The organism is Thermodesulfobacteriota bacterium, from assembly GCA_026415035.1.
Lineage (GTDB): Bacteria > Desulfobacterota > BSN033 > BSN033 > UBA1163 > RBG-16-49-23.
Genome location: JAOAHX010000034.1, coordinates 1 through 25,124, shown reverse-complemented (window position 1 = coordinate 25,124; position 25,124 = coordinate 1). Strand labels below are relative to the sequence as shown.

Here is a 25,124-nt window from a genome sequence, read left to right as displayed (position 1 = left end):
GTGGAACCCTGCTTCCCTTTCAAACCCCGTCCGATCCGACGAAGCGGTTCTCGTCAGCGACCCACCCTGAGGGGGGCGAGGGGGTTGTTTAGGGCCGAATCTTTGTTCACTATCGTGAACTTTTGAAGGGATGCCAAAAAATTGGCTTGACAAAAAGCTTATAATGGTTTAAAAAACTCTTAAATTGTCTGGTTGGCGTCGCGGAGAGGAAGGTTCACTATTGTGAACTTTAAACCGGGGGAAACAGGAGGTCTTCCGGTTTCCCTTCCACTTTCCGAGAAAGGGGGTTGCCATGGAGGAGAAGGAAGGACTTTCAACAGCCGAGAGCCTACGGAAAACCCGGACCTATGGAATGGTGAGGTGCCACAATCCCAGCTGCATGGGGAGGCTTCAGCCCGCGCCCGGTGCGAAGACGGTGAAGTGCCCGACCTGTGGGAGTGAATTCCGGGTGGCCTGGGTCAAGGAGGGTTTTCCCCGCATCCGGGGTCCTGTCTGGGACGTGAACAAGCGGCTTGCAGAGGAAGCGTTCGAAAGAAAGATGAAGGAGGAGAAGAAAGATGCCCTTGGATAGAAAAATTGCCTATATCGACCTTTCAACCGGTAAGATCGACATCCGGCCCATTCCGATCGAGGTTCGGAAGAAGTTCCTCGGAGGCAGGGGTCTGGATGCCTATCTCCTTTACAATCATACCGAAAAGAACGTAGACCCCCTCGGCCCCAAAAACACCCTCATCGTGAGCGGTGGGCTGCTGACGGCCACGTTGGCCTCGGCGACCGCCCGGTGCCACGTCATGGCCAAATCGCCCTTGGGAGGGATGTTAGGCAGCTGCAACATGGGCGGGTTCTTCACGCCCGAGCTGGCCTGGGCAGGATTCCATCACCTCGTCATCAAGGGGAAGGCCGAGAAACCCGTCTATCTCTGGATCCACAACGGAAAGATCGAGATCCGCGATGCCAAGAACCTCTGGGGAAAGACTGTCACCGACACCCAGTGGGCCATCCGGGAGGAGCTGGGGGACGAGGATATCAAGAGCCTGGTCATCGGACCGGCGGGCGAGAATCTGGTGCGGTATGCCAACGTGATGACGGGCATCAAAAACTCCGGCGGTCGAACCGGCATGGGAGCGGTGATGGGTTCGAAGAATCTGAAGGCCATCGCTGCAAGGGGGACGATGGACATCAAAATCGCCCATCCCCGGGAGGCCCTGGAGTTCAATAAGCGGTTTATCGACCAGATCACGAGCGCCAAGGTGAACCAGACCCAGGGGACGCTCGGCACGCCCTTCATCTGGGGGGCCACCAACTCCTGGGGAGGGATCCGTACCCGAAACTTCCAGTACAACCAGATGCTCTACTGCGATGAGATCGAGCCGGAGTCGATTGACGAAAACTCCACCAAAACGATCGGCCCCTATCACATGACCGGTTGTTTTGGCTGTCAGGTCCATTGCCGCGCCAAGTATAAAATCCCCACAGGGCCGTTTGCCGGCGTCTATGACGAGGGCCCGGAGTACACCTCGCAGGGGGCCTTCTGCTCCGAGCCCGATATTCCAAACCTCGAAACGCTCCTCGTGGCGAACCACCTGGTCAACCAGTGGGGCGTGGACAACCTCGAGATCGGGAGTTTGATCTCATGGGCCATGGAGCTTTACGAGCTGGGCATCCTCACCGATAAAGAGACCGATGGCCTCGAATTGCGCTTCGGAAGCAGCGAGGCACTCCTGGAGATGATCGAGCGAATCGTCTTCAGGAAGGGTTGGCTGGGGGACACCTTGGCCGAAGGCGGGATCATCGCCTCCGAGCGAATCGGGAAGAATTCCTTCGACTACCTGATCCAGGTGAAGGGGGTGAGCAACCTTCATTCCGACGAACGAGCCACTCCAGCACTGGCATTGAACATCGCCACGGCCTCCCGAGGATCCGACCACCTGAGAAGCCGGCCTGCGATCGACCTCTACCACCTGCCCGTGGAGGTGTTGAGGAAGATCTACAGCACCCCGGTTCCCTACGATGGCCCCTTAAGCTCGGAACATACCGAATACATCGGCAAACCCTGGCAGGTCTTCTGGCACGAAAACTGTTATATGGCCGTCGATTGTCTCGGGATCTGCAAGTACCATACGACCTTCTTGGGGGCAACCCTTCCCAACTTCGAAGATTGGGCCAAGGTCATTTACTATAATACCGGATTGGAATTCACCCCCCGCGAGCTCTGGGAGATCGCCGAGCGGTGCAATATGATGGAGCGCCTTTTCAACCTCCGGGAGGGCTTGAAGAGGGAAGATCCCTACCGGGGCGATATGCTCAACCACCGGTATTTCGACGAGCCCACCCGGCGGGGCGCCCCGGATGTGGTGGGCCGGGTGATCGATAAAGAGAAGTTTCGCAAGATGATCGATGAATTCTACGAATACAAAGGCCTTGACAAGGATGGAGTTCCCAAGCCCGAAACGCTCAAGCGATTGGGCCTGGATAAGGAACCTTCTCATCTGCTTTAACCCTTTTATAGATCCCCTATTCGCTCCTCTCAACCGGGAGAGGGGCGTGATGAAAGGAGAGATTTCGAATGGAACCCATGGGTAAAGTTCTTGCAATCACCCCTGAAAAATGCACGGGCTGCAGGCTCTGCGAACTGGTCTGTTCCGTTTATCACGATGGCGTCTCCAACCCGGCCCGAAGCCGCATCAAGGTCGTCAAATGGGAGGCGGAGGGAATCTATATCCCGATGTCCTGCCAGCAATGTCAGGATGCCCCCTGTATGATCGTCTGTCCGGTGAAGGCCATTTACCGGGATGAGGCCTTAGCACGGGTGATGGTGAACCACGACATCTGCATCGGTTGCCGGTCCTGCGTGGCCGTCTGTCCCTTCGGTGCGATGGGATTCAACGTCATCGACCGGAAGAATTTCAAGTGCGATCTCTGTGATGGCGATCCCCAGTGTGTCCGCTTCTGCGACATGAAGGCGGTGGACTATGTGGATGCCAATCGCGTCGCTTTGAATAAGAAGAGGGCGGCTGCGGAAAAGATCACGGCCGCTCAGAGACAGGCCATTGCCCTTGAATCGGCCTCCCATTGATCGGGGGAGCAGCCGGAGAGAACCCAAGAGAGGGGCCCAATCACGCCCCTCTCTTTTTTTAGATCAACCGCCTGCGAGCATGACGATCAGGTGGATGTCGTCTCCGTCTTGAACCGTTTTTGCGAGTTCGTTGGGGTGGGCGCTGGCACGGTTGACGTAGACCTCGATGTTATTGTGAAGTTTGTCCTTTTTGGCAAAGAGGGCTTTTTCCATCCCTGGATACTCTCGAAGGAGATGGCTCAGACACTCTCCGACGGTCTTCCCCTCGACCCAGACCGTCTCCTGGCCATTGGTGAATCTTCTGTGGGTGGCATGGATATGAACTTTAACGGGCATCTCTCCTTCCTTCCTCCCCAGATGGGCGATGCTGCCTTCCTCCCTATGGGAGGGCCGACGCATTCCTTTCCGGACCACAATGGTCGCACTCCGGGTTTTTACTGAGGGTGAATTCGGTAAACTGGGCCTCCAGACCGTCATAAAGGAGGAGGCGGTTGGTCAGGAGCTGGCCAATCCCCAAGAGATATTTGAGGACCTCGGTTGCCTGGATGCAACCGATGACTGCCGGAGTGACCCCCACGACCGGGAATTTCTCTGCCGGGACATCCCCCCGGTACATACAACGCAGACAGGCAGTCTTTTTTGGAAGAACTGTCATGACCCTTCCTTCAAACCCGAGGATCGCTCCGTGAAAAAAGGGGATGTCCTTTTCGATCGCAAAGCGATTGAGGAGATACCGGGTGGGCAGGTTATCGAGGGCATCGACGATGCCATCGCACCCCTCGAAGAGTCGGGCGACGTTGGCCTCGGTGATGGTCTCGGCGATCGTTTCGACCTGGACCTTCGAATTCAACCTTTTCAACTTCCTGGCCGCCGAGAGGACTTTCTTCTCTCCGAGGTCCTCCTCCCAGTGGAGGACCTGGCGATTCAAATTGCTCAGCGTCACCTGGTCGTGATCGATCAGCCGGATCGTCCCGATGCCGGCAGCCGTGAGATAGAGGGCCACGGGAGAGCCAAGCCCTCCGACGCCGGCAATGGCGATCCGGGAACGCATCAGCTTGACCTGGCCTTCCGGGCCGATCCCTTCGATCATGAGCTGCCGGTCATATCTCTCCAAATCGTCCGCGGTGAGCTTCATCGTCTCCGCCTCCCCTTGATTCGTCTCTCCCCTCCCTTTTTGGGTGTCTTAAACGCCAGAGATGGGGATAGGCGATCGCTCCCCTCCTTTCAGAAGATCGGCCAATTTACGGGCGGCCTCCCTCTTTTTGGCCAAATGGGCTTGATCGGCCACCACAAAGGAGATGGCCTTCACGTGGCAGGAAGCCGCACACTGGGGGTCTCCCTCACAGTAATCGCACTTCACCGTCACCCGCTCCTGATGGTCGAAGAAAGGGTGGCTAAAGGGACAGGCGATGATGCAGGTCTTGCAGCCGATGCAGAGTCGCTTATCGATGACCACGCGGTTATTCTGCTCGGGCTCTCGATGACAGGCCTTGGTCGGGCAGACTTCGACACAGAAGGCGTTTTCGCAGTGATTGCAGGTGTGGGGAAGATAGAGGCCCGATTCCTCCCATTTAAAGACCTTGACCCGGGAGCGGCTCGGGTTGCTTGATCCGGTATGAAAGACCGAGCAGACCAGTTCACATTGCCGGCAACCCGTACATTTCCGTTGATCGATCAGGAGGACTTTCTGTTCCATTGACCTCTCCAAGTGCAAATCCTTCTCGAAGATCGATGGACCTCCAACCCTTGCCCCAGGGACTCCCGTTCCTCAAAGAGGTTTAGAGGATTTTATCTCCTGGGGGCTGGAGTTTGACCGAATTGCGGGGCCGAATTTCAGCGAGGGGATGAGCCCGTGTTGAAATTCCAGCCAGCGTTGCATCGGAATCTGCTCCTTCACGCCAGCCCGAATCAATCCGAGTCTGAGGAAGAATCCACCGGTCAAGAGGGAGAGCCCCGCCATCCATAGGACCGCTGGACTCTGAAACGCCTTCGATAACCATTCGAGCAAGACCGGAAAAATAAACCCGAGAAGGATGATCCCTCCCCAGAAGAGATAGCGAAAATCCCCCCGGACGAGAAGGTGGACCGAATCCTTCCCCTGTTCCGAGCTTCGGTAACGACGGGAAAGGAAGAGATAAAGAACGATCCCTTCGATGACGATGAAGATCTGTTCCCCGTACATCAGGATCTTCATCGCTGGGCTTGCATAAGAGAGCGAGCCCGTTCCCAGGAGAGAGAGGATGATGGCCATCGTGCCGGTCGAGAGGGCGGAGGTGAAGAAAAGGAGGGGGAGGAGGGGCGTATTCCAGAGGGGGACGGATTTCGTCGCCTTTAAAAGAATGCCGGTATAGAGGGCAGTCCAGAAGGCAAAGACAAAGGCGATGGCTTCGGGGATCCGCCAGAGGGGAGAGGTTCCCTTCAGCCAATCCGCAGGTAGAAGGGCCCGGATTAGGACGAAGAGTCCGAAGACGATGAAGACCGAAAGGATGATAAACCCCCGGGCGACCCAGGAGGTCCGGGGATTTAGACAGGCATACATGAATCTCCACTTGATCCCCAGATCGAGGATGAGAAAAGGGGCGCCGATGGAGACCATGATGGGACCCCACAGGATGGGAAGTTTGGTGAGGTCGACGGGAATGCCCAAGAGTTCGAAGGAAGGGGTGGAGAGGGGATTCAAAGGAGTGCCTGCCCAGTGTATCAGGAGGCCCACCAGGAACGAGCCCGCTCCCATTCCCGCCAGATAGAGATAGAGGGCGATGATCTCCTTCCACTCCTGCTGGGGACGACGGGGTTTTCTTCGGATCGGTGGTGGGCTTAGGGGTTTTTCCATCTCGGGCCCTCCCGCAACGAAGTTCTTCATAATGAACAACCAAATTTACCTTAATCATAGCACATCCCTTCCTCTTGTCAAGAATTAATGGCAAGAAACCCAACGTCGATATTGACAAACAGGGGGGAGATGGGCTATCAATGGTTGTAAAGTTCAACATGGTGAACGCATGAAGAAGACCTCCTACGCCGCCCCCTCCGTCCAGAAGGCCTTTAAAATCCTTCAAGCGATCGCCGACTCTTCGAGCGGCCTGGGCGTGAGCGAACTGGCCAAACAATTGAAGATCGGAAAGAGCACCGTCCACGGGATCACCTCGGCCCTCGAAGCCCTGGGCGTTCTGGTCCGCAACCCCGTGGACAAACGATTTCACGTCGGATATACCCTTCTGGAACTCGGCAGAAGGGCCTATGGGAAGATCGAACTGAGGGAGATCGCCAGGGGGCCGATGGAGAGGTTGATGGAGAGGGTGGGAGAGACGATCTTCCTCGGCATCCTGAACGGGGATCACATCACCATCCTCGATGTGGTGGAGTCCCCCAAGGAGTTGAAGATCACCTCCCCCCCAGGGACCCGGCTCCCCCTGCTGGCCGGAGCCACCGGTAAGGCCTTCCTCAGTCAGTTGGACGAGAAGAAGGCCAAAGAGATTGTCCAGAAAGTGGGGCTCACAAAATTCACCCCGAAATCTATCACGGAGCCGAAGCGTTTTTTGAGGGAGGCCCAGGAGGCGAGGGTCAAAGGGTATGCGATCGACGACGAGGAGTATCTGGTGGGCGTGAGGGCGGTGGCCGCGCCCATCCCCCTTGGTCCTCAGGGTTTTGCGGCCATCTGGGCGGTCGGTTTCACCTCCAGCCTCGACGACCAGAAGATGGAGAGGGTGATCTCGGAAATAAGGAAGACGGCCGAGGAGATCCGCCGATCCATCAAGTCATGACCAAGGCCCCCTCTTGAAACAGACCCCTCGGTCTTTTCGGCGGACCTCGAGTGAAACCAACCCGTTTTGGGAGAGGCTACAGGGTTCGTAGGATTCGGACGATGTCGTCTCCTACCTCTTCCGTCCTTGACCGGCCTCCGAGGTCGATGGTCCTCACCCGTCTTTCAGCCAAATTCTGGCTCACCGCCCGATAGAGAAGGCTTCCCGCCTCGGCCTCTCCGAGATAATCGAGCATCATCTTGGCCGTCAGGATGGCGGCGATGGGATTGGCCAACCCCTTTCCAGCGATATCCGGGGCGGAGCCATGGACAGGGTCGAAAAGCCCTGGATAGGTCCGATCTTTGGGATTGAAGCTGGCCCCTGGGGCAAGCCCCAGCCCCCCTGTGACCGCAGCCGTAAGATCCGATAGGATATCGGCAAAGAGATTAGAGGCCACGATCACGTCGTATCCCCTCGGGTTTCGGACCACCTCCATGCAGGCCGCATCGATCAGTTTCGATTCCGTCCGGATCTCAGGGTAGAGAGAGGAGACCTCCTTGAAGATCCTATCCCAGAGGACCATCCCGTATCGCTGGGCGTTCGATTTGGTGACGGAGGTGACCTTCTTCCTCCCCCTCTCTCTTGCATAATCAAAGGCGAAGGTGACGATCCTTTCGATCCCCTTCCGGGTGAAGAGGGCTCCCTGCAGGGCCTGCTGATGTTCTCCAATGCCGACGATGCCGCCGATGTTCGAGTACTCCCCTTCCGTGTTCTCACGGACCACCACGATATCAATTTCCCCTTCGGAGATCCCCGAAAGTGGGCATTCCACCCCTGGGAAGAGATAGACCGGCCGGAGGCCCACATAGAGGTCGAACCCGAATTTGATGGGGAGGAGAAGGCCATGGAGGGTCACGTCATCGGGGACCCTGGGGTCGCCCACCGCCCCCAGATAGATGGCCTCGAAACCTTTTAAAACATCGAGGCCATCTTCGGGCATCATCCTACCGTGTTGAAGGTAGTATTCGCTTCCCCATGGGTAGAATTGAAATTCGAAACGGATCGACTCGAAGATCTCGGAGAGGGCGTTCAAACATTTGACGCCTTCGGCCACCACCTCCTTGCCGATGCCGTCTCCGGGGATGACTGCGATGGGGTGAACCCGTCTCATCTTTTCTTTTATTCCCTTTCTTCGATTAATCCCTGCCCTTCTTCAAATATTGGATGGCGGATACGAGGGCGAGCAGCCCGAAACCGATCAAGTCTGTCACCCAACCGGGTTTGATCAAGGAGAGGGAGGCGATGATCAACAGGATCCGCTCCAGAGCCGTCGTCCTCCTCAAAAGCCATCCCTGAACGCCGGCGGCAAGGGCCAGGGTTCCTAAAAGGCCGGTGATGATGGCCAGGACGATTTCAGCAGCGGTCCCTTGCAAGACCATGGCAGGCCCATAAATAAACATGTAGGGAACGATATAGCCCGCAATCGCAAACCGCATCCCCTGCCAGCCCACATCCCAGGTCCTCGCATTGGCGATGGCAGCCGCAGCGAACGAGGCCAGGGCCACCGGTGGGGTGAGGGCGGAGAGGCAGGCGAAGTAGAAGATGAAGAGGTGGGCGGCGATGGGAGGGACGTTGAACTCTTTGGTCAGGGCGGGGGCCAGCACCGAGGCGGCGATCGCATAGGCCGCAGTGGTAGGCATCCCCATTCCAAGGACGATCGCGATGATCATGGAGAAGATGAGGGCGATCAGGAGATTTCCCCCGGAGTAGCTGAAGATGATCATGGCGAATTTCTGGCCCAATCCGGTCTGCGTGAGGACGCCGACGATGATCCCTGCCGCCGCACAGGTGGCGGCGATCTCTATCGCCCCCCGTGCCCCTTTCGCGAGGGTCTGGATGATGCTGATCAGTCCCAGGCGACTTTCCTTGCGGATCCAGCTCACGAGGATTAAGGAGACGATCGCGTAGAGGGCGGACCGGTAAGGGGAATACATCAAGACCATCAGGGAGACCCCGAGGACGATCAAGGGGACGAGGAGATAACCTTTATCCATCATCACGCGGCGAAAAACCGGTAGCTCTTCTCGTTTCATCCCCCAGAGGCCTGCCGAGGCCGAATAAAAATCGATCATCCAATAGGCCGCGGTATAGTAGAGGAGGGCGGGGATGATCGCCGCCAGAGCGACCTTCGAGTAGGGGATGCCGAGGATCTCTGCCATGAGAAAAGCCCCCGCCCCCATGACCGGAGGGACGATCTGGCCTCCCGTTGAGTTCATCGCTTCAATCGCTCCGGCTACCGCGGGTCTAAACCCCGCATGCTTCATCAAGGGGATGTTGAAGACCCCGTCCACGACCACGTTGGCCACTGAGGACCCCGAAGCTGTTCCGATAAAGGCACTCGAGATGATGGACACCTTTCCAGGTCCTCCCCGGTACTGTCCTGCGGCACAGCGGGCCAGGTCGACGAAGAATTTCCCGGCCCCGGAGGCCTCGATGAAGGCTCCGAAGAGGACGAAGAGGAAGATGTAATGGGCGGAGGCGAGGATCGGAAGGCTCAAGATCCCGTCCAGGCTGAAGAGATAGGTCATCATCCTCGGCCAGGAATACCCTCTATGATAAAAAAGGCCTGGCATATATCTCCCGAAATACCCATAAAGGATGAAGAGGGCAGAGAGGATGGCCAGGGGCCAGCCCGCGGTCCTGCGGGCCATCTCCCAGACGGCGATGACGAAGAGGAGGGAGAAGAAGAAATCCCATCGGTTCGGGAGAACGCCGACCCGGTAGATCCAATCTTCGAATTCGATAAAGACATAGGCCGCCGGCGCGATGAGGAAAAGGATGAAGAGGTAGTCGCTCCAGTGGACCCGACCCCTGGCAGCCTTCCATCCGGGGACGGTGGCGAAAATTAAGATTCCCGCAAAGACGACGTGCATCGTCCTGAAATACCACGGATCGATCGCCCGGATGGTCAGGACATAGATGTGAAAGAGGCTCATGGCCAGGCCCACGGCGAAGATCACCTTGGAGAAAATCCCTGTGAGCTCCCTTCCGCCCGAAACCTCGATGTCCCGGATATGCATCTCCTCGAGCTTCTTTTCGACCTCTTTGATGTCAACCGCTTTCTCTTGATCCATAGGCTGTCCCCTCCTCTTAAAAAGATGCGGATGACCCTCTCCGGGGATCATCCGCATCTTTCCACGCCTCTTCGATGGGGTTATTTAGGGATCAATTTGTCAGGAAGCTTGATGCCTTTCTCCCGATAATACCGCACGGCTCCGGGATGCAGCGGTATGGGGCTGTGAACGATGGCCTCCGGTTTTGTCTCTTTTGCGGAGGCATGGGTGGCGATCAAGATATCGACGTTTTCGAAGGTCTTCTTCACCACCTCGTAGACAAAATCTTCGGGGGTGTCTTTATGCACGGTCATGAAATTCCAGATGGTGACGGTTTCGACCTCATAATCCCTGTTACTTTTATAGAACCCTTTGGGAATATTGGCTTTAGAGATATAAGGGTATTTTGCAATGACCTTATCGGCATCGACGCTCGAAACGCCATAGACGTTGACCTCGTGGGTCGTCTCGATCTCGTTGATGAGCCCCCAGGGAAGCCCGACGGTCTGGCCGTTGGCGTCGAGCATTCCATCCTTGAGCTGGGAGTTGAGGTCCGACGAGCCCGCGTTGACGATCCTGGAGGGCTTGATCCCGAGGATGTCGAAGATCCTCGGCCAATAGGTCGCAGGAGTGCCCCCTACCGGGCCCACGCCCACGCTCTTCCCATTGAGGTCGTGAAGGCTTTTGATCCCCGTCTTCTTCAGAGAATACATCTGGAAGTATGAAGTGTACATCGGGAAGATCACCCTCACGTTCTGGTGTTTCTTCCCCTTTGCCCAGCCCTCCCCGGTCCATCCCTCCCACAGGGGGCCGGCGGTCGCGGGGCCGAAGTCGATCTGCTTGGCATCGGTGAGCTGGGTGTTGTGGACAGGGCCTCCGGTCACCTCCACGTTTCCGGGGATGCCCATCTTGTCATTGAGCAGCTTTGCGAATCCGCCCATCCAGACGAAGAAGACGCCGCCCACAGGTGCAGCCCCGATGGTCACGGACTTTGGCCAACCAGGTTTGGGTTGAGCATGGCCATAACCCGACCCAAAGACGACAAAAGATAGGACAATGGCAAATATAAAAGTTCGTTTCATCGACCACCCTCCTTCTCAATTTTTTCATAAAACTATCATCCCGCCAATTCGTTGTCAACAAAAAATTTTCCCCGAAATACCCAAAAGACACGGCACATCGCCATGGTCCCTCTGATCCCAGAGAGGCCATTTTTTAAACGTCTCAATCGGCCAAAGAATGAATATCATTCAATTTTTATAAATATTCGAAAAAAAAGTTAAAATTCACTTGACAAACCGTTATAATTGGTTTAAAAGTGAATGTGGCTCAATTTTGATGGAATCGACGATGACCAAAAAGGATTTAAAGAGGCAGTTGATCATCGAAGCGGCCATCGAGGTCTTCAGCAAAAACAATTTCCAGAATTCGACCATCTCCCAGATCGCCCAGAGGGCGAACGTGGCCGAGGGGACGATCTATCAATATTTCAAGAACAAAGAGGACCTGTTCTTCTCCATCCCCGTCGAAAAGACAAAAGAGTTCTGCAAGGAGCTGGAGCTCCATTTACAGGGGATCACCGGAGCGGTGAATAAAATCCGGAAGTTCATCTGGTATTATCTCTATTTTTTCAAGACGAACCCGGATTATGGCCGGACCCTGATGCTCGAGATGAGGGTGAATAAAGGGTTTGCAAAGACCATGGCCTACGACTCTTTCAAGAACCTGACGGGCCGGATCCTCGAGATCATTCAAGAGGGACAGGAGGAGGGGGCCATCCGGAAAGATGTAAATATCTACATCCTCCGGCATCTGATCTTGGGCATTTTGGAGCATATCGTGACCCGGTGGCTTCTCAAGGGGGAAACCTATGATCTTTTAGAGCATTACTCCGAGGTGAGCGATGTGGTGTTACAGGGGATAGGTCTGCCTCAAAAGGGGTGAAAAAAGAAGGGGAGGTGGCATCATGGATGGCGGGAAAGCGAAATGGGTGGCGACGGATTGTACGATCTGCTATCACAGCTGCGGAATGAACGTTCTGGTGGAAGACGGAAAGATCGTCAAAGTGGAGGGGCTCAAAGAACACCCTCTCAACAAAGGACGCCTCTGCCCGAAGGGCGAGAGGGCGATCGATCTGGTCTATCACCCGGACCGGATCAAATATCCTCTGAAGAAGGTCGACGGGGAATGGAAAAGGATCTCCTGGGATCAGGCCCTGGCCGAGATCGCCGAAAAGCTGTTGGCGTTGAAGAAGGAATTCGGACCGGAGGTCCTCAGCATCTTCAGCGGCTCCATCGGCGTGGAAAACCTCGAGATGATGGAGCTCGCCCAGCGATTCAAAGGGGGCTTCGGCACCCCCAATTTCATCTCCGTCGAGGGGATCTGCTATCGGATGCGCATCCGGGCCAGGCAGATGACCTTCGGAAAGTATCCGGTCGAGGAGATGGATACCAAGCTTTATGTCCTCTGGGGACACAACCCCGAGCAGTCTGATTTTCCCCTCTATCTCGCCATCCAGGAGAACCTCGCCAAGGGTTCAAAACTCGTCGTGATCGATCCCAAACGGATCCCTCTCGCCCAGAAGGCCGAGATGTACCTCCCGATTCGACCGGGGACGGACGGTGCCCTTGCCCTCGCCCTGATGCACGTCATCATCAAGGAGAATCTATACGATAAGGATTTTGTTGAAAAGTGGACCTATGGGTTCGATAAATTAGTGACCCATGTGGAGCCTTACACGCCGGAGTGGGCGGAGAAGATTACCTGGGTTCGTGCGGAGGATATCCGAAAATTGGCCCGGCTCTACGCTACGGCCGAAAGCGCCAGTATCTTCCAGGGCACCAACACCCAGGATCAGACGGCCAATGGCACCCAGAACAGCCGCGCCTTCGCCATCCTCCAGATCATCACCGGAAACATCAACAACCCAGGAGGCTGGGTGATCAGCCCCAGGCTTTCTCTGACGGGGCTTGGGATTTCCACGGACCGGACGCCCATCGGTGCCGAGGAATACTCGCTCTTTTATGAGATCTGGGGAAGAAAGAGCCCCTATGGCCAAGTGATGTGTTTTCCCGAGAGCGTCCCCGATCTCATCAAGGCCCTCATCGTGACCGGAGGAAATCCCGTCGTCAGCATGCCCGATTCCAACGCCTTCCGCGAGGCCATGAAGAAGCTGGAACTTCTGGTCGTCCACGACCTCTTCATGACCGAGACAGGGGAACTGGCCCATTATGTCCTTCCCGCCTGCACCCATCTCGAAAAGAACGGCCTCGCCTACAGTTACAACGTCTGTCACGGGATTCCCTACCTGATGGTTCGGAAGAAGGTGATCGAGCCCCTCCATGAAAGCCGGTCGGAGTTCCATTTCTGGAAGGGACTGGCGGAGAAGATGGGGATGGGAGATCTCTTCCCATGGGAGAGCGACGAGGAGGTGGTGGCCCTCGAGCTTCAATCGACGGGCCTCGGTTATAAAGAGTTGAGGGAGGAAAAGGTGGCAGGGGCTTATTATATGCAAAAACAGTATGGCATGGGCCCTTACGAGGCCAAAGGATTTCCAACGCCCTCGAAGAAGATCGAGATCTATTCCGAAACCCTGGCGAAGGCGGGATTCGACCCGCTTCCGACCTATCGGGAACCCGATCAGAGCCCCTTGAACCCAGAGCTATCCGAGAAGTATCCACTAGTGCTCACCACGGGGGCACGTATCCTCTACTTTACCCACGGCCAGCACCGGAATATCAAGGGGTTAAAAGAACAGTGCCCGGAGCCCTTCGCCGAGATCCATCCCGCGACCGCGGAAAAGTACGGGATCAAGGATGGAGACCCCATCATCGTAGAGTCCACTCGGGGCCAGATCCGGGTGAAGGCCAAGCTGACCGAGGAGATGACCGAGGGGGTGGTGAGCATCCCTCACGGTTGGCCCGGTGATGCGAATGTAAATATTCTCACGGATCTTCGGTTGAGAGAGCCCATCATGGGTTACCCCCAGATGAAATCCCAACTCTGTTCGATCCGAAGAGCCGCATAGAACGGTGAAAGCCTACTGCAGTGCCTGAAGGAGGGATCACGATGTTCTTTAGGATCTATTGCAGTGCAAAGGAGATCGAGGCTCCTGATCTGGAGACCGCTGAAAAGATGATCAAGGAGTCTCTGAAGGACTATATCTGGTTGATCCCGGTGACGGAGGCCCCGGGGGTGCCTCCTGCGAGGGAACCCCGAAAGATCGTCGTGCCGGAGAAGAAGGGCGGGCACGGTTCCATGACCTTCCGCCACTAAAAAGAAGGCGTTTCGAAATCTCTCCCATAGGGCCTGCGTCACAGGAGACGCGAGGGGAAAAAGAACATGAGGTATGCAGAAACCGGTTTTCAACTGGAGATAGATCTCTCCAAGGGAAGCATCGATAAGGTCGAGACCGATCCGAAGGATACGGCCCTCCACTTAGGAGGCAACGGGATCGCGGCCAAGCTCCTCTACGAACGCGTCCCTCCCGGGACCGATCCCTTTTCACCCGATAACCTCCTCATCTTCGGAAACGGACTTCTGAACGGGACACCCGTGCCCGGGGCCAACCGGACCTCGGTCGATACGATCGCTCCTGTCAACGGATTGATGGGCCATTCCCTGATGGGCGGGATGTTCGGCCCGGAGTTGAAATTTGCGGGATGGGACCGGATCGTCCTCAGGGGGAAGGCGCCCGATCTGGTCTACATCGTGATCCGCAACGATAAGGTCGAGATTCGCGATGCCCGACACCTCCGGGGGAAGGGGATGGCCGACACGGCCCGGCTGATCAAGGAGGAGCTGAGGGACCACCGGTTCTGGGTGGCGACGATCGGACCGGCAGGGGAAAACCGATCTTATTTGGCCTCGATCGATTGCGGAAATTCGAGCGCGGCCCGGACGGTGGGCCCGGTCATGGGAGACAAGCGGGTGAAGGCCATTGCGGTCCGGGGGACGAAGGACGTCTATCTCGCCCGTCCTGCAGAACTCTGGGAGATGTGCCGGCGCCTGAGAAAGGAGCTCCACGAGAACCCGAACGTGGGAGACTGGATGGCCACCGACGAGGACGACTCTTTCCACCACAACAATTTTGCCTGGGGGAATGCGCGGGTCAGGATCAAAAACTACTGGAGCAAGGAGCTGGAGGAGCGTTGGCGGAATTTAAAATATGACCACTTGGATCGACAGACGAGCTGCTGGAACTGCCCCAAGGCCTGCCACAATGTGATCAAATGGCCGAACCGGAGAAGGTTCTCCTATAAATGCTACGGGAAGGATACCTATCACATGGCCGCCTTTCAGGAGCTCGACTTCAGTTACGAGATCCTTCCCATCGCCCAGGACCTGGGGCTCGATTCCTATTCCACTCCCCAGACGATCGCCTTCGCCCTCGAGCTGTTAGAGGCCGGGATCCTGACCGAACAGGATTTCCCCGGGATGCCAAAAGGGATCCGGGAGCGATTCTACTACCTCCTCTACAAGATCGCCTACCGCGAGGGGATCGGAGATGTTCTGGCCGACGGGGTGACCAAGGCTGCCGAGCGGATCGGCAAGGGGGCCGAGAAGTTCGATCACAACACGGTCAAGCGATTCGAACAGCTTCCCATCAAACTCGGGAAACTCAATCCCGCCTACTTCCTGATGATCGCCACCGGTGAGGATATGGCCATCACCCAGATCGAAGGGTCCTTTCCACAGGACCCGATCCCCGATCCCCAGTTGAGGGAGGAATTCATCAAGAGATGGGTGGCGGTCCCGGACAAGAAGTTTCACGAGTGGTTCCGAAGATGGGAGAAGCGGGATCAACTCCCCGACGATGCGATCGTGGCCATCGTGGACTGGAACGAGTGCATGCACTACCTGGACGATTCCTTAGGGTTTTGCGGCTTCGTCTCCTCCTTCAGGGGCCAGTTCGGCGGGACCACGGGATACCACGTCTGGAACATGCCCCAGATCATCACCCTCGCCTCCGGGATGGAGTTCGACAAGGACCGGCTCTGGAAATGCTTCCAGAGAAACCGGAACCTGGTTCGGGCCCTCAATGCGAGATTGGGCTTGAGACGGTATATGGAGAGGCCGCCCGAAGACCACTGGGCGGTCCGGAACGAAGAGTACGAACAGGCCCTGCTGACCAAGTATTACGATTTCAAGGGATGGACCTTTGACGGGATCCCGACCAAGGAGACCCTGGAGAGTCTCGATCTGGGGTACGTGGCAGAAGACCTCATCCGAAGGGGGATCTTGACGGGAGACGAGGTGACCGCCCTCAAGGATCCCCGGGCCAAAAACCAGAAGATTGATTAAGGAAGGGCATTATCGTGGACACCCAAGGGAAGAAGACGAGGATCGTCAAGGAGATCAAGGTCGATACGAAGAAGTGCGCGGGCTGTCGGGCCTGTGAGATGGCCTGTTCGGCCTTCCACGCGGTCCCGAAATACAGCTCCGTCAACCCCGCCCGTTCCCGGATCATGGTCATCATGGACGAGGAGAGGGATATCTTCGTTCCGATACGGGCCGGGGATTATGCCCAGGCGGAATGTAACGGCAGGAATGTCTACGTCATCGACGGGAAGGAGTACGACGAATGCACCTTCTGCCCCGCCATCTGTCCCTCGAGGGATGCCTTTAAAGATCCGGACTCGGGGTTGCCCCTCAAATGCGATATGTGTGAGGATGTCCCGCCGGTGAAAGTACCCATGTGCGTGGAGGCCTGCACCTTTGGGGCCCTCACCTACGAGGAGAGGGAAGAGGTGGTGGAGGAAGAGCCGAAGAAGCTTGGCGAGATGGAGCTCGGGCTGAAGATGTTGATCCAAAAATACGGACTGGAGAGGGTCATGGAGACCCTCGCCCGGGTTTCGAAGGATTGAGTCCCGGAGGAGAGAGGTTATTAGGAACGTGGAGAGACAGATCGAACAGCTCTATCGTGACCTCACAGAAGGTCTTCGAAGACAGAAGACGGGCAGACTGGCAGGGGACGTGATGGTCCTCGGCGGAGGCGTCAGCGGGGTTCAGGCCTCGCTCGACCTGGCGGAGGCGGGCTTTAAGGTCTATCTGGTGGACAAGGCTCCGGCCATCGGGGGCAAGATGGCCCAGTTGGATAAGACCTTTCCCACCAATGACTGCTCCATCTGAATCTTGGCGCCCAAACTGGTCGAGGTCGGCCGGCATCCCAATATCGAGGTTCTCGCCTATACCGAAGTGGAACGGGTGGAGGGCGAGGCAGGAGAGTTCAACGTCACCTTAATCAAAAAGCCGAGATACATCGAGGAGGAGAAGTGTACGGGCTGCGGGGTCTGTGTGGAATACTGCCCGATCAAGGTGAAAGACCCTTATAACCAGGGCCTCTCGCTGAGCAAGGCCATCCACATCTATTTCTCCCAGGCCATCCCGTTGATCACCTACATCGACCCGCAGAGCTGTTCCTTCCTCAACCACGAGAAGTGCGCCATCTGCGTGGGGGTCTGCAAGAACCGGGCGATCGATCTTTACCAGAAGCCCGAGCGGATCAGCCTGGAGGTAGGGGCGATCGTCCTGGCGCCGGGATACGAGGTCTTCGACCCCAGGGTGGGCAACGAATATGGCTACGGCAAGTTCGAGAACGTGGTCACGAGTCTGGACTATGAGCGGATCTTGTGCTCGACCGGTCCCTATGAGGGGGTCATCCGAAGGCCTTCCGATGGCAGGCACCCCCATCGAATCGCTTGGATCCAGTGTGTCGGTTCGAGACAGGTCAATCCATCAAAGGGAAACCCCTACTGCTCCGCCGTTTGCTGTGCTTATACCCAGAAACAGGTCATTGTGACCAAGGACCACGACCCCAAAATCGAATGCACCGTCTTTCATCACGATATTCGGTCCTTCGGGAAAGACTTCGAACGTTTCTACCAGAGGGCAGAGCGACTTTCTGGGGTGAGGTTCATCCGGAGTTATGTCTCGATCGGGAAGGAGATCCCTGAGACGAAGAACGTGACAATCCGCTATGCCACCCTCGAAGAGGGGGTCAAAGAGGAAGAGTTCGATCTCGTCGTCTTATCCGTGGGGTTGAACCCACCGGCCGATGCGAGGAGGCTTGCCGAGATATTCCATATCGAACTCACGCCGGAGGGATTCTGTAAGACCAATCCGGGCAATCCGATCGAGACCACCCGGCCGGGCATCTTCGTGAGCGGGGCCTTCCAGGGCCCCATCGACATCCCAGAATCGATCGTGACGGCAAGCGGCGCCGAAGCCCTCACGGGCCAGCTCCTCTCCTATCGCAGGGGCGGGCTCGCCGTGGAGAAACGGTATCCCGAGGAGAGGGATGTTTCCGGAGAACCGGCCAGGGTGGGAGTCTTCGTCTGTCACTGCGGGGCCAACATCGGAAGGGTGGTCGATGTCCCTTCGGTTGTGGAATATGCCCGCGGCTTGAAGGACGTGGTCTATGCCCAGGAGACCCTCTTCGCCTGCGCCACCGATACGACGAAGAAGATCGCGGAGACGATCCGAGAGAAAGGGTTGAATCGGGTGGTCGTAGCGGCCTGCACCCCCAGGACCCACGAACCCCTCTTCCGGGAGACCCTCCGTGAAGGGGGAATCAACCCCTACTTCTTCGAGATGGCCAATATCCGCGAACACTGCTCCTGGGTCCATGCGAAAGAGAAAGAGATGGCCACCCAGAAGGCCAAAGATACGGTGAGGATGGCCGTGGCCCGGGCCCGGAGACTGGAGCCGCTAAAAGAGTTCAAGTTGCCTATCGATAAGAGGGCGCTTGTCGTCGGAGGAGGCGTGGCTGGGTTGACGAGCGCCTTAGGCCTCGCCCACCAGGGATACGAGGTCTTTCTGGTCGAAAAGGAGTCGCAGCTGGGAGGAGTGGCCAGAAGGATCCCGAAGACGCTCGAGGGCTTCGATGTCCAGACCTACCTTGAAGATCTGATCCGGAAGGCCTATGAGCACCCTTCCGTTCATGTCCTGACCGAGGCCACGGTCAAGAACGTCGGGGGTTATGTGGGCAACTTCACGACCACGGTCGAGGTGAACGGGAGGATTCGGGAGATTCGTCACGGCATTTCGATCCTTGCTACGGGAGCCGAAGAGTACCGGCCCAACGAATATCTTTACGGGAAGGATGAGAGGGTGCTGACCCAGCTCGAATTGGGCGAGAGGATCCTGAAAGCCGATGAGACGGTCATCAAGGCGAAAAGCCTCGTCATGATCCAGTGTGTGGGTTGCCGGAACGAGGTGAGAAATTATTGCAGCCGGGTATGCTGCGGTCATGCGGTCAAGCATGCCCTGATGCTCAAAGAGATCGATCCCGAAAAGGACATCTACATCCTCTACCGGGATATGAGGACCTATGGGTTTGCAGAGGAGTATTATACGAAGGCGTCGGAGAGAGGGGTGAGGTTCATCCGGTACGAGCCGGAGAAGGGACCCGAAGTGGTGGCGGTCGAGGAGGAGGGGCGACCCCTCCTCAAGGTGACCGTGGCCGATCCCATGCTCGGCCAGAAGCTCCAGATCGATGCCGACCTGCTCGTCCTGTCGGCTGCCGTGATCCCTCCGCCAGGGAATGTCGAGCTCGCCCGGCTCTTCAAGGTGTCGTTGAATCCCGACGGCTTCTTTCAGGAGGCCCACGTGAAGCTGAGGCCGGTCGATTTTGCCGCGGAGGGCGTCTTTTTGGCCGGCATGGCTCACGCTCCTAAGCTCCTTTCCGAGACGATCAGTCAGGCCCTGGCCGCAGCGGGCCGCGCCGCTACGATCCTCTCGAAGGATTATGTGACCGCCTCCGGAGCCGTTTGCGAGGTTCGGGAGGATGACTGCGTCTCCTGCGGGCTCTGTATCTCCGTCTGCCGATCGGGTGCGGTCACCTTCCGGGAGACTCCGCAGGGGAAGAAGGCCTTTGTCCATTCGGTGCTCTGCGAGGGCGATGGCCTCTGCACCGCGAAGTGTCCCACGGGCGCCATTCAGCTGAAGCACTTTACCGACGAGGAGATTTTTGCCCAGATCGACGCCTTCATCGAGGGGGAGAGATGAATCCCTATGTTCCGAAGATCCTGAGCTTGATCTGCCACTGGTGAGCCTACGGGGCGGCTGACCTGGCTGGAGTTTCCAGACTGCAATATACCTCTGAAAGCAGGATGATCCGGGTGATGTGCACGGGTCGCATCGACCCGGCCTTCATCCTCCGGGCCTTTTCGAACGGATCGGACGGGGTTTTCATAGGAGGCTGCTGGCCCGGAGAGTGCCATTATCCCCAGGAAGGGAACCTCTATGCCCTGAGCCTCGTCCTATTGATGAAACGTTTGCTCGGCCATATCGGGATCCACCCCGAGCGGTTGAGGATCGAGTGGATCTCCTCGGCGGAAGGAAACCGGTTTGCGACGGTGATGAACGATTTCGTTCGAACGGTGAGGGAACTGGGACCGCTCCGACAGGAGATCGACGGAGACAGAGAAAGATACACCCTCCAAATGGGCGCGCTTCAGAACCTCCTTCCCTACATCAAAATGGTGGAGAGGGAGAGGTTGATGGTGCCCTCGAAGGGGGAGGAGGCCATACGGAAATTTTATGAGTCCCCGGAGGCCGATCGGTTGATCCGGGAGCTGATCCTCGACCCCTTGGTGAAGGGCGAGATCATGATCCTTTTGCGAGAAAGGCCCCTTTCGGTGCAGGAGATCGGGGAGAGGTTGAACCTGAGTCCATCCGAGGCCTCGAGATACCTGCTCCTTGCGGCGAGGCAGGGTCTGGTCCGGTTCGACGAGAGGCAGAAGCGCTTCGCCCCTGTGTGAGCCTTTTTAAGAGGGAGTCCCTTTTATGGATCAGGAGAGGATCGATCGGATCATCGATCGCCATCAGAGCGATCCCAATGCGCTGATTCAAATTTTGCTCGAGGTGCAGAGAGAGAACCACTGGCTCCCCCAGGAGGCCCTAAAACGGATCAGCGAGAGATTGCAGGTTCCGATGAGCCGGATCCAGCACATCGCCACCTTTTACAAGGCCTTCAGCCTCGTTCCGAAGGGTCGGCATCAAATCCATATCTGCATGGGAACGGCCTGCCATGTGCGGGGGGCTCCCCGGCTCCTCGACACGATTCAAGACCTGATCGGGATCAGGCCCGGGGAGACCGATACGGAGTTGAAATATAGCCTCGAGACCGTGAACTGCCTCGGATGCTGTGCGCTTGGACCTGTGGTGGAGATCGACGGAAGGCATCACGGCAATATGACGCCGGGCCAGATCGAAGGGGTGTTGAAAGAATATGATTAAGGACGGGTTATGGAGAGAATCGACTCACCCGAAGCATTAGAGAGGCTCAGGCAGGAGATCCTCGGCCGGCGAGATCCGAGCCGGCCCTGCGTCTCCATCTGTGCGGGGACGGGTTGCCTGGCCTCGGGGGCGGGCGAGGTGATCGCCGCCTTTGAAGCGGAGATCGAAAAGGAAGGGTTGAAGGCGGAGGTGACGACCAAGGGAACGGGATGTCCCGGGTTCTGCGAACGGGGTCCGGTGGTTGTCATCTATCCCGAGGAGATTTGCTATCTCCAGGTGAAGAAGGAGGACGTCCCCGAGATCGTCTCCGAGACGATCAAAGGAAAGAGGGTGATCGAGCGGCTCCTTTACGCCGATCCTTCGACAGGAGAGAGGGTGGTCCGGGAGTCGGAGATCCCCTTCTATAAACACCAGGTGCGGCACCTGATCGGCCAGAACATCAAGATCGATTCGAAGAGCATCGAGGACTATCTGGCCAACGGAGGATATTCCGCGCTGGCCAAGGCCCTCTTTCGAATGAGCCCTGAAGAGGTCCTGGAGGAGGTGAAGCGAGCAAACCTGAGGGGCAGGGGAGGTGGAGGCTTTCCCGCCGGAAGAAAGTGGGAAGAGTCGCGAAAGGCCCCGAACCCCATCAAGTATGTGATCGTCAATGCGGACGAAGGGGACCCCGGCGCCTTTATGGACCGCGCCCTGCTCGAGGGAAACCCCCATTCCATCCTCGAAGGATTGATCATCGGAGGCTATGCCATCGGCGCCCACGAGGGGTTCATCTACGTCCGCCAGGAATATCCCTTGGCCGTGGAGAACGTCCTCATCGCCATCGAACAGGCCGAGGCCTATGGTCTGCTCGGGAAGAATATCCTCGGCTCGGGATTCGATTTTACCGTGAAGGTCCACCGGGGGGCAGGGGCCTTCGTCTCTGGAGAGTCGAGCGCCCTGATGACGGCCCTCGAAGGGAAGGTCGGCGAGCCCAGACCCAAATATATCCATACCGCCACGAAAGGGCTCTGGGACCGGCCGAGCGTTTTGAATAACGTGGAGACCTGGGCCAACGTTCCCCTGATCATCAATAACGGGGCTGATTGGTTCACCCGGATCGGTTCCGAAGGAAGCAAGGGGACGAAGATCTTCTCCCTCGTCGGCAAAATCAACAATACGGGATTGGTGGAAGTGCCCATGGGCATCACCCTGAGGGAGATCATCTATCAGGTGGGCGGAGGCATTCCGAACGGCAAGCGATTCAAGGCGGTCCAGACCGGTGGTCCCTCCGGAGGGTGCATCCCCGAAAGCTTGCTCGATCTCAAGGTCGATTTCGACGAATTGACCCGGGCGGGATCGATGATGGGCTCCGGCGGGATGATCGTCATGGATGAAGATACCTGCATGGTCGATATTGCGAGGTATTTCGTCGACTTCCTGAGCGACGAATCCTGCGGCAAGTGCGTTCCCTGCCGGGAGGGCCTGAGGCAGATGCTGAAGATCCTTAGAGACATCAGCCAGGGAAGGGGAAAAGAGGGCGACATCGAGCTATTGGAGGAGATCTCCGAGACGACCCAGATCGCCTCCCTCTGCGCCCTGGGAAAGAGTGCCCCAAACCCGGTGCTCAGCACGATCCGATATTTCAGGGAGGAGTACGAGGCCCATATCCGGGAGAAGAGGTGCCCTGCCTATTTCTGCAAGGAACTGGTCTCCTATTATATCGACCCCGAGAAGTGCCAGGCCTGTATGGCCTGTCTCCGGAAATGTCCTTCCGAGGCCATCGACGGAGGGAAAAAACGGATCCATGTAGTTATCCAGGAAAAGTGCACCAAGTGCGGGACCTGCTTTGAAGTCTGTCCTGACCGCTTCAGGGCGGTGAGACGGATCTCGGGCGAACCCCTTCCGCCACCGATTCCGGAAGAGAGAAGAACCCTCTCATGACCCCTCGCCAAACCCCTCTTAAGAGGGGGAAAGGCGGCGTTAACACCAGGTTAAGATGTGACCGAAAGGTAATTCAAATGGAAGACATCCAATTGCAGATCGATGGAAAAGAGGTCCGGGCAAAAGAAGGGATGACCATCCTCGAAGCGGCCTTGGGAGCGGGGATCTCCATCCCCACCCTCTGTCATCACGAGAAATTGGACCCCTATGGGGCCTGCCGGATCTGCACCGTCGAGGTCGAGCATCGGGGAAGGACGAATTTCGTCGCTGCCTGCCTCTATCCGGTCGAGAAGAATTTGGTGGTCCGGACCCGCTCCGAAAAGGTGGACAGGATTCGGAAGATGATCCTGGAGCTCCTGCTCGCCCATGCCCCGGCCTCTCCAGACTTACAAAAGCTTTCGGAGGAATACGGGGCCCATCGAGATCGTTTCGAAAAGGAGGCCTCCTTCTGCATCCTCTGCGGTCTCTGCGTAAGGTATTGTGCAGAGGTGAAGAAGAAACATGCGGTCTCGTTTGTCGATCGGGGCGTGAGGCGGGAGATCAGCTTCGTTCCGGAGATCGCCTCGAAGGAGTGCTGGAACTGCAAGGAATGCTTTCCCCTCTGCCCAACCTCCTATCTTCAAGCCGCCTACTTTCTGATCCAGGGCCTTGCCTTTCCTCTGCCTCCGGTGACAGAAAGAGGGCAGGGGTGAGAGTGGGATCGAGGAGTTTATCTCATCGTTGACTTCAGGATGTCGTTCGGGCTGAAGCCGCTTCCCTGGATGGCTTTTCCTATGGCGGCATCGACGCCGAAGAGTTCTGAGATCCTCAGGACGCCCTTTAACTGACCCGTCGTCCAACCCAGGGAGATCTTGGTGGTGGGGTGGATGATCTCCCTGCCGGGTTCGTAAATTTCGAGGGTGTCACCGACCCTCAGGCCCGAGAGCCTTCCTGCATTGATGTAGATGTTTTCGCCCTCGATCTTTGCGATCGTGGTCGTCCAGTCGAGGTAGTCAAGATGGCGTAAAAATCCGTCGAGAATATCTTCGAGGCTTAAATCGATCGCTCTCATGACCGCCTTCCCGCGGCTGCCCTCTCCGCTCTCCCTCGTGCCGAAGATGGGACTTCTTCCGATGAAGGTCTTGAGGAGGTTTCCGGTGGAGGCGTCGATGAGCCGCACCTCGATCTTGGCCGTGGCAAAGGAGGTCTCTTCCTCTGATGTCTCGGAAGCTTTCGAGGAGAGGACGCTGACATCGGTGACCGTTCCGAGGGCAAAGGCCTGAACCCCAAGGGACCGATGGGCCTGCTTCATCACGGGCAGTTCGGTCAGGGCATCGAAATTGACTCCTTCCCTCTTTAACCCCTCTGAAACGACGACCTTGTCCAGGACGACGACCCTCTGGGTTGCCTCCAGTTTATCGGCCAGTCTCTTTGCCACCGCCTCCCCGATCATCTCCTCCTGATAGGTCGTCTTGTTTTCGAAGTCGAGGATCGCCACTTTCTTTTTGAACCCCATCTGAAGAATGGGGAGAGGACCGCCAATGAAGGGCCTTGGAGGGGCCGAAGATACCTTGGCTTCAGGTTCTCTCTTCGGAGCGGGGTCGGGAGAGGGTTTTTGGGAAGGGGGTGGGGTTTCTGATTTAGGGGGATTTACCCCCTTGACCTTCTCCATCCCTTCGACCCTTACCGTCTTTCCCTCGGGGAGTTTTTCAGCCTTCTTCTCCTCTTTCTTCCCGATCAAAGGCAGGCTCGAACAGGAAGAGAGGAAGAAAAGAAAGGCAGTAAAAATAGAGATTATGTGAAGCTTCCTTTTCATGTTTTCTCCTTCTAATTTCGAGCTCGGAGGGACCTCTTAGCCTCGCGGAAGATCAATGCCGGTTGAGGATATATTAACAGCTTTGAAGAAGAAGTCAAGGTTGAGAAGGGGGGATTTGATTTTTGTAATCCTCGATAAAACGGGAGATTTCAGAAATAAAACGATCGATATCAGTAAGATGGTCCTTTAAAATCCCGTAAATCTCTTTTGAGGTAATTTCCTGATAAAGGTGGACC

At 56.9% G+C, this 25,124-nt stretch carries 21 protein-coding genes and 1 pseudogene; 14 read left to right on the top strand and 8 right to left on the bottom strand.

From position 1 onward, the window contains the following. Window positions 1-292 precede the first annotated feature (292 nt). The 3 genes from N3G78_14065 (at window position 293) to N3G78_14055 (ending at window position 3,076) form a co-directional block, all read left to right on the top strand. Window positions 293-571: an IBR domain-containing protein gene (locus tag N3G78_14065; GenBank protein MCX8119040.1), complete on the top strand. Its 279-nt coding sequence runs from the start codon at window positions 293-295 to the stop codon at window positions 569-571. Continuing rightward, window positions 558-2,498 carry an aldehyde ferredoxin oxidoreductase family protein gene (locus N3G78_14060; protein ID MCX8119039.1) on the top strand — a complete coding sequence of 647 codons (1,941 nt, stop codon included), beginning with the start codon at window positions 558-560 and terminating at the stop codon, window positions 2,496-2,498. The genes N3G78_14065 and N3G78_14060 overlap by 14 nt, the downstream gene beginning before the upstream one ends. Before the next feature lie 77 nt (window positions 2,499-2,575). After that, window positions 2,576-3,076, top strand: coding sequence for a 4Fe-4S dicluster domain-containing protein (locus N3G78_14055; protein ID MCX8119038.1), 501 nt, complete (start codon window positions 2,576-2,578; stop codon window positions 3,074-3,076). A gap of 63 nt (window positions 3,077-3,139) precedes the next feature. Here N3G78_14055 and N3G78_14050 read toward each other — a convergent pair whose 3' ends face one another. From N3G78_14050 to nrfD, 4 genes are all read right to left on the bottom strand, one after another. After that, a complete protein-coding gene (locus tag N3G78_14050) occupies window positions 3,140-3,412 on the bottom strand; it encodes a MoaD/ThiS family protein (GenBank protein MCX8119037.1) in 273 nt (90 codons plus the stop codon). A 43-nt stretch (window positions 3,413-3,455) separates the two neighbouring features. Further along, window positions 3,456-4,211, bottom strand: coding sequence for a HesA/MoeB/ThiF family protein (locus N3G78_14045; GenBank protein MCX8119036.1), 756 nt, complete (start codon window positions 4,209-4,211; stop codon window positions 3,456-3,458). Between the two features lie 48 nt (window positions 4,212-4,259). Further along, a complete protein-coding gene (locus N3G78_14040) occupies window positions 4,260-4,772 on the bottom strand; it encodes a 4Fe-4S dicluster domain-containing protein (protein MCX8119035.1) in 513 nt (170 codons plus the stop codon). Window positions 4,773-4,844: 72 nt separating this feature from the next. Then, on the bottom strand, window positions 4,845-5,909 hold the full coding sequence (gene nrfD / locus N3G78_14035; GenBank protein ID MCX8119034.1) for a polysulfide reductase NrfD: 1,065 nt from the start codon (window positions 5,907-5,909) through the stop codon (window positions 4,845-4,847). Window positions 5,910-6,078: 169 nt separating this feature from the next. On the opposite strand from nrfD, the gene N3G78_14030 reads away from it, so the two are divergent. Then, window positions 6,079-6,840, top strand: a complete 762-nt coding sequence (locus tag N3G78_14030) for an IclR family transcriptional regulator (GenBank protein ID MCX8119033.1) — start codon at window positions 6,079-6,081, stop codon at window positions 6,838-6,840. 76 nt (window positions 6,841-6,916) lie between these two features. Here the strand turns inward: N3G78_14030 and N3G78_14025 are convergent, their stop codons facing one another. The 3 genes from N3G78_14025 to N3G78_14015 form a co-directional block, all read right to left on the bottom strand. Continuing rightward, a complete protein-coding gene (locus N3G78_14025) occupies window positions 6,917-7,990 on the bottom strand; it encodes an isocitrate/isopropylmalate dehydrogenase family protein (protein MCX8119032.1) in 1,074 nt (357 codons plus the stop codon). Window positions 7,991-8,015: 25 nt separating this feature from the next. Beyond that, the gene (locus N3G78_14020; GenBank protein MCX8119031.1) at window positions 8,016-9,953 is read right to left on the bottom strand and encodes a TRAP transporter permease; all 1,938 of its coding nucleotides are present in this window, start codon (window positions 9,951-9,953) and stop codon (window positions 8,016-8,018) included. Window positions 9,954-10,033: 80 nt separating this feature from the next. Then, on the bottom strand, window positions 10,034-11,014 hold the full coding sequence (locus tag N3G78_14015; GenBank protein ID MCX8119030.1) for a TAXI family TRAP transporter solute-binding subunit: 981 nt from the start codon (window positions 11,012-11,014) through the stop codon (window positions 10,034-10,036). Between the two features lie 256 nt (window positions 11,015-11,270). Here N3G78_14015 and N3G78_14010 point away from each other — a divergent pair, with 256 nt between their 5' ends. The 10 genes and pseudogenes from N3G78_14010 to N3G78_13965 all read left to right on the top strand — a co-directional run bounded on the left by N3G78_14010 (window position 11,271) and on the right by N3G78_13965 (window position 23,785). Beyond that, entirely contained in the window at window positions 11,271-11,876 is a 606-nt protein-coding gene (locus tag N3G78_14010; GenBank protein ID MCX8119029.1) for a TetR/AcrR family transcriptional regulator, read from the top strand. A gap of 22 nt (window positions 11,877-11,898) precedes the next feature. Then, complete coding sequence (locus tag N3G78_14005; protein ID MCX8119028.1) at window positions 11,899-13,959, top strand: molybdopterin-dependent oxidoreductase; 2,061 nt, start codon at window positions 11,899-11,901, stop codon at window positions 13,957-13,959. A gap of 41 nt (window positions 13,960-14,000) precedes the next feature. Further along, complete coding sequence (locus tag N3G78_14000; GenBank protein MCX8119027.1) at window positions 14,001-14,207, top strand: hypothetical protein; 207 nt, start codon at window positions 14,001-14,003, stop codon at window positions 14,205-14,207. A 66-nt stretch (window positions 14,208-14,273) separates the two neighbouring features. Then, complete coding sequence (locus tag N3G78_13995; GenBank protein ID MCX8119026.1) at window positions 14,274-16,235, top strand: aldehyde dehydrogenase; 1,962 nt, start codon at window positions 14,274-14,276, stop codon at window positions 16,233-16,235. Between the two features lie 14 nt (window positions 16,236-16,249). Beyond that, the gene (locus tag N3G78_13990) at window positions 16,250-16,798 is read left to right on the top strand and encodes a (4Fe-4S)-binding protein (protein ID MCX8119025.1); all 549 of its coding nucleotides are present in this window, start codon (window positions 16,250-16,252) and stop codon (window positions 16,796-16,798) included. Window positions 16,799-16,910: 112 nt separating this feature from the next. After that, on the top strand, window positions 16,911-19,940 hold the full coding sequence (locus N3G78_13985; GenBank protein ID MCX8119024.1) for a CoB--CoM heterodisulfide reductase iron-sulfur subunit A family protein: 3,030 nt from the start codon (window positions 16,911-16,913) through the stop codon (window positions 19,938-19,940). 59 nt (window positions 19,941-19,999) lie between these two features. Further along, window positions 20,000-20,695: pseudogene (locus tag N3G78_13980) on the top strand (hydrogenase iron-sulfur subunit). Window positions 20,696-20,720: 25 nt separating this feature from the next. Beyond that, the gene (locus tag N3G78_13975) at window positions 20,721-21,173 is read left to right on the top strand and encodes an NAD(P)H-dependent oxidoreductase subunit E (protein MCX8119023.1); all 453 of its coding nucleotides are present in this window, start codon (window positions 20,721-20,723) and stop codon (window positions 21,171-21,173) included. A 9-nt stretch (window positions 21,174-21,182) separates the two neighbouring features. Further along, window positions 21,183-23,093 carry an NADH-quinone oxidoreductase subunit NuoF gene (locus N3G78_13970; GenBank protein MCX8119022.1) on the top strand — a complete coding sequence of 637 codons (1,911 nt, stop codon included), beginning with the start codon at window positions 21,183-21,185 and terminating at the stop codon, window positions 23,091-23,093. Window positions 23,094-23,170: 77 nt separating this feature from the next. Beyond that, window positions 23,171-23,785: a 2Fe-2S iron-sulfur cluster-binding protein gene (locus tag N3G78_13965; GenBank protein MCX8119021.1), complete on the top strand. Its 615-nt coding sequence runs from the start codon at window positions 23,171-23,173 to the stop codon at window positions 23,783-23,785. 17 nt (window positions 23,786-23,802) lie between these two features. Here N3G78_13965 and N3G78_13960 read toward each other — a convergent pair whose 3' ends face one another. Beyond that, a complete protein-coding gene (locus N3G78_13960; GenBank protein MCX8119020.1) occupies window positions 23,803-24,588 on the bottom strand; it encodes a hypothetical protein in 786 nt (261 codons plus the stop codon). Window positions 24,589-25,124 lie beyond the last annotated feature (536 nt).

Excerpts from the sequence above, each read along its gene's own strand:
- N3G78_14030 (MCX8119033.1), top strand. The coding sequence starts at position 6,079 with ATGAAGAAGACCTCCTACGCCGCCCCCTCCGTCCAGAAGGCCTTTAAA.
- N3G78_14025 (MCX8119032.1), bottom strand. The coding sequence starts at position 7,990 with ATGAGACGGGTTCACCCCATCGCAGTCATCCCCGGAGACGGCATCGGC.
- N3G78_14010 (MCX8119029.1), top strand. The coding sequence starts at position 11,271 with ATGGAATCGACGATGACCAAAAAGGATTTAAAGAGGCAGTTGATCATC.
- N3G78_14040 (MCX8119035.1), bottom strand. The coding sequence starts at position 4,772 with ATGGAACAGAAAGTCCTCCTGATCGATCAACGGAAATGTACGGGTTGC.
- nrfD (MCX8119034.1), bottom strand. The coding sequence starts at position 5,909 with ATGGAAAAACCCCTAAGCCCACCACCGATCCGAAGAAAACCCCGTCGT.
- N3G78_13995 (MCX8119026.1), top strand. The coding sequence starts at position 14,274 with ATGAGGTATGCAGAAACCGGTTTTCAACTGGAGATAGATCTCTCCAAG.
- N3G78_14020 (MCX8119031.1), bottom strand. The coding sequence starts at position 9,953 with ATGGATCAAGAGAAAGCGGTTGACATCAAAGAGGTCGAAAAGAAGCTC.
- N3G78_14000 (MCX8119027.1), top strand. The coding sequence starts at position 14,001 with ATGTTCTTTAGGATCTATTGCAGTGCAAAGGAGATCGAGGCTCCTGAT.
- N3G78_14005 (MCX8119028.1), top strand. The coding sequence starts at position 11,899 with ATGGATGGCGGGAAAGCGAAATGGGTGGCGACGGATTGTACGATCTGC.
- N3G78_13975 (MCX8119023.1), top strand. The coding sequence starts at position 20,721 with ATGGATCAGGAGAGGATCGATCGGATCATCGATCGCCATCAGAGCGAT.
- N3G78_14050 (MCX8119037.1), bottom strand. The coding sequence starts at position 3,412 with ATGCCCGTTAAAGTTCATATCCATGCCACCCACAGAAGATTCACCAAT.
- N3G78_14060 (MCX8119039.1), top strand. The coding sequence starts at position 558 with ATGCCCTTGGATAGAAAAATTGCCTATATCGACCTTTCAACCGGTAAG.
- N3G78_13960 (MCX8119020.1), bottom strand. The coding sequence starts at position 24,588 with ATGGGGTTCAAAAAGAAAGTGGCGATCCTCGACTTCGAAAACAAGACG.
- N3G78_14045 (MCX8119036.1), bottom strand. The coding sequence starts at position 4,211 with ATGAAGCTCACCGCGGACGATTTGGAGAGATATGACCGGCAGCTCATG.
- N3G78_13970 (MCX8119022.1), top strand. The coding sequence starts at position 21,183 with ATGGAGAGAATCGACTCACCCGAAGCATTAGAGAGGCTCAGGCAGGAG.
- N3G78_14015 (MCX8119030.1), bottom strand. The coding sequence starts at position 11,014 with ATGAAACGAACTTTTATATTTGCCATTGTCCTATCTTTTGTCGTCTTT.
- N3G78_13965 (MCX8119021.1), top strand. The coding sequence starts at position 23,171 with ATGGAAGACATCCAATTGCAGATCGATGGAAAAGAGGTCCGGGCAAAA.
- N3G78_14065 (MCX8119040.1), top strand. The coding sequence starts at position 293 with ATGGAGGAGAAGGAAGGACTTTCAACAGCCGAGAGCCTACGGAAAACC.
- N3G78_14055 (MCX8119038.1), top strand. The coding sequence starts at position 2,576 with ATGGGTAAAGTTCTTGCAATCACCCCTGAAAAATGCACGGGCTGCAGG.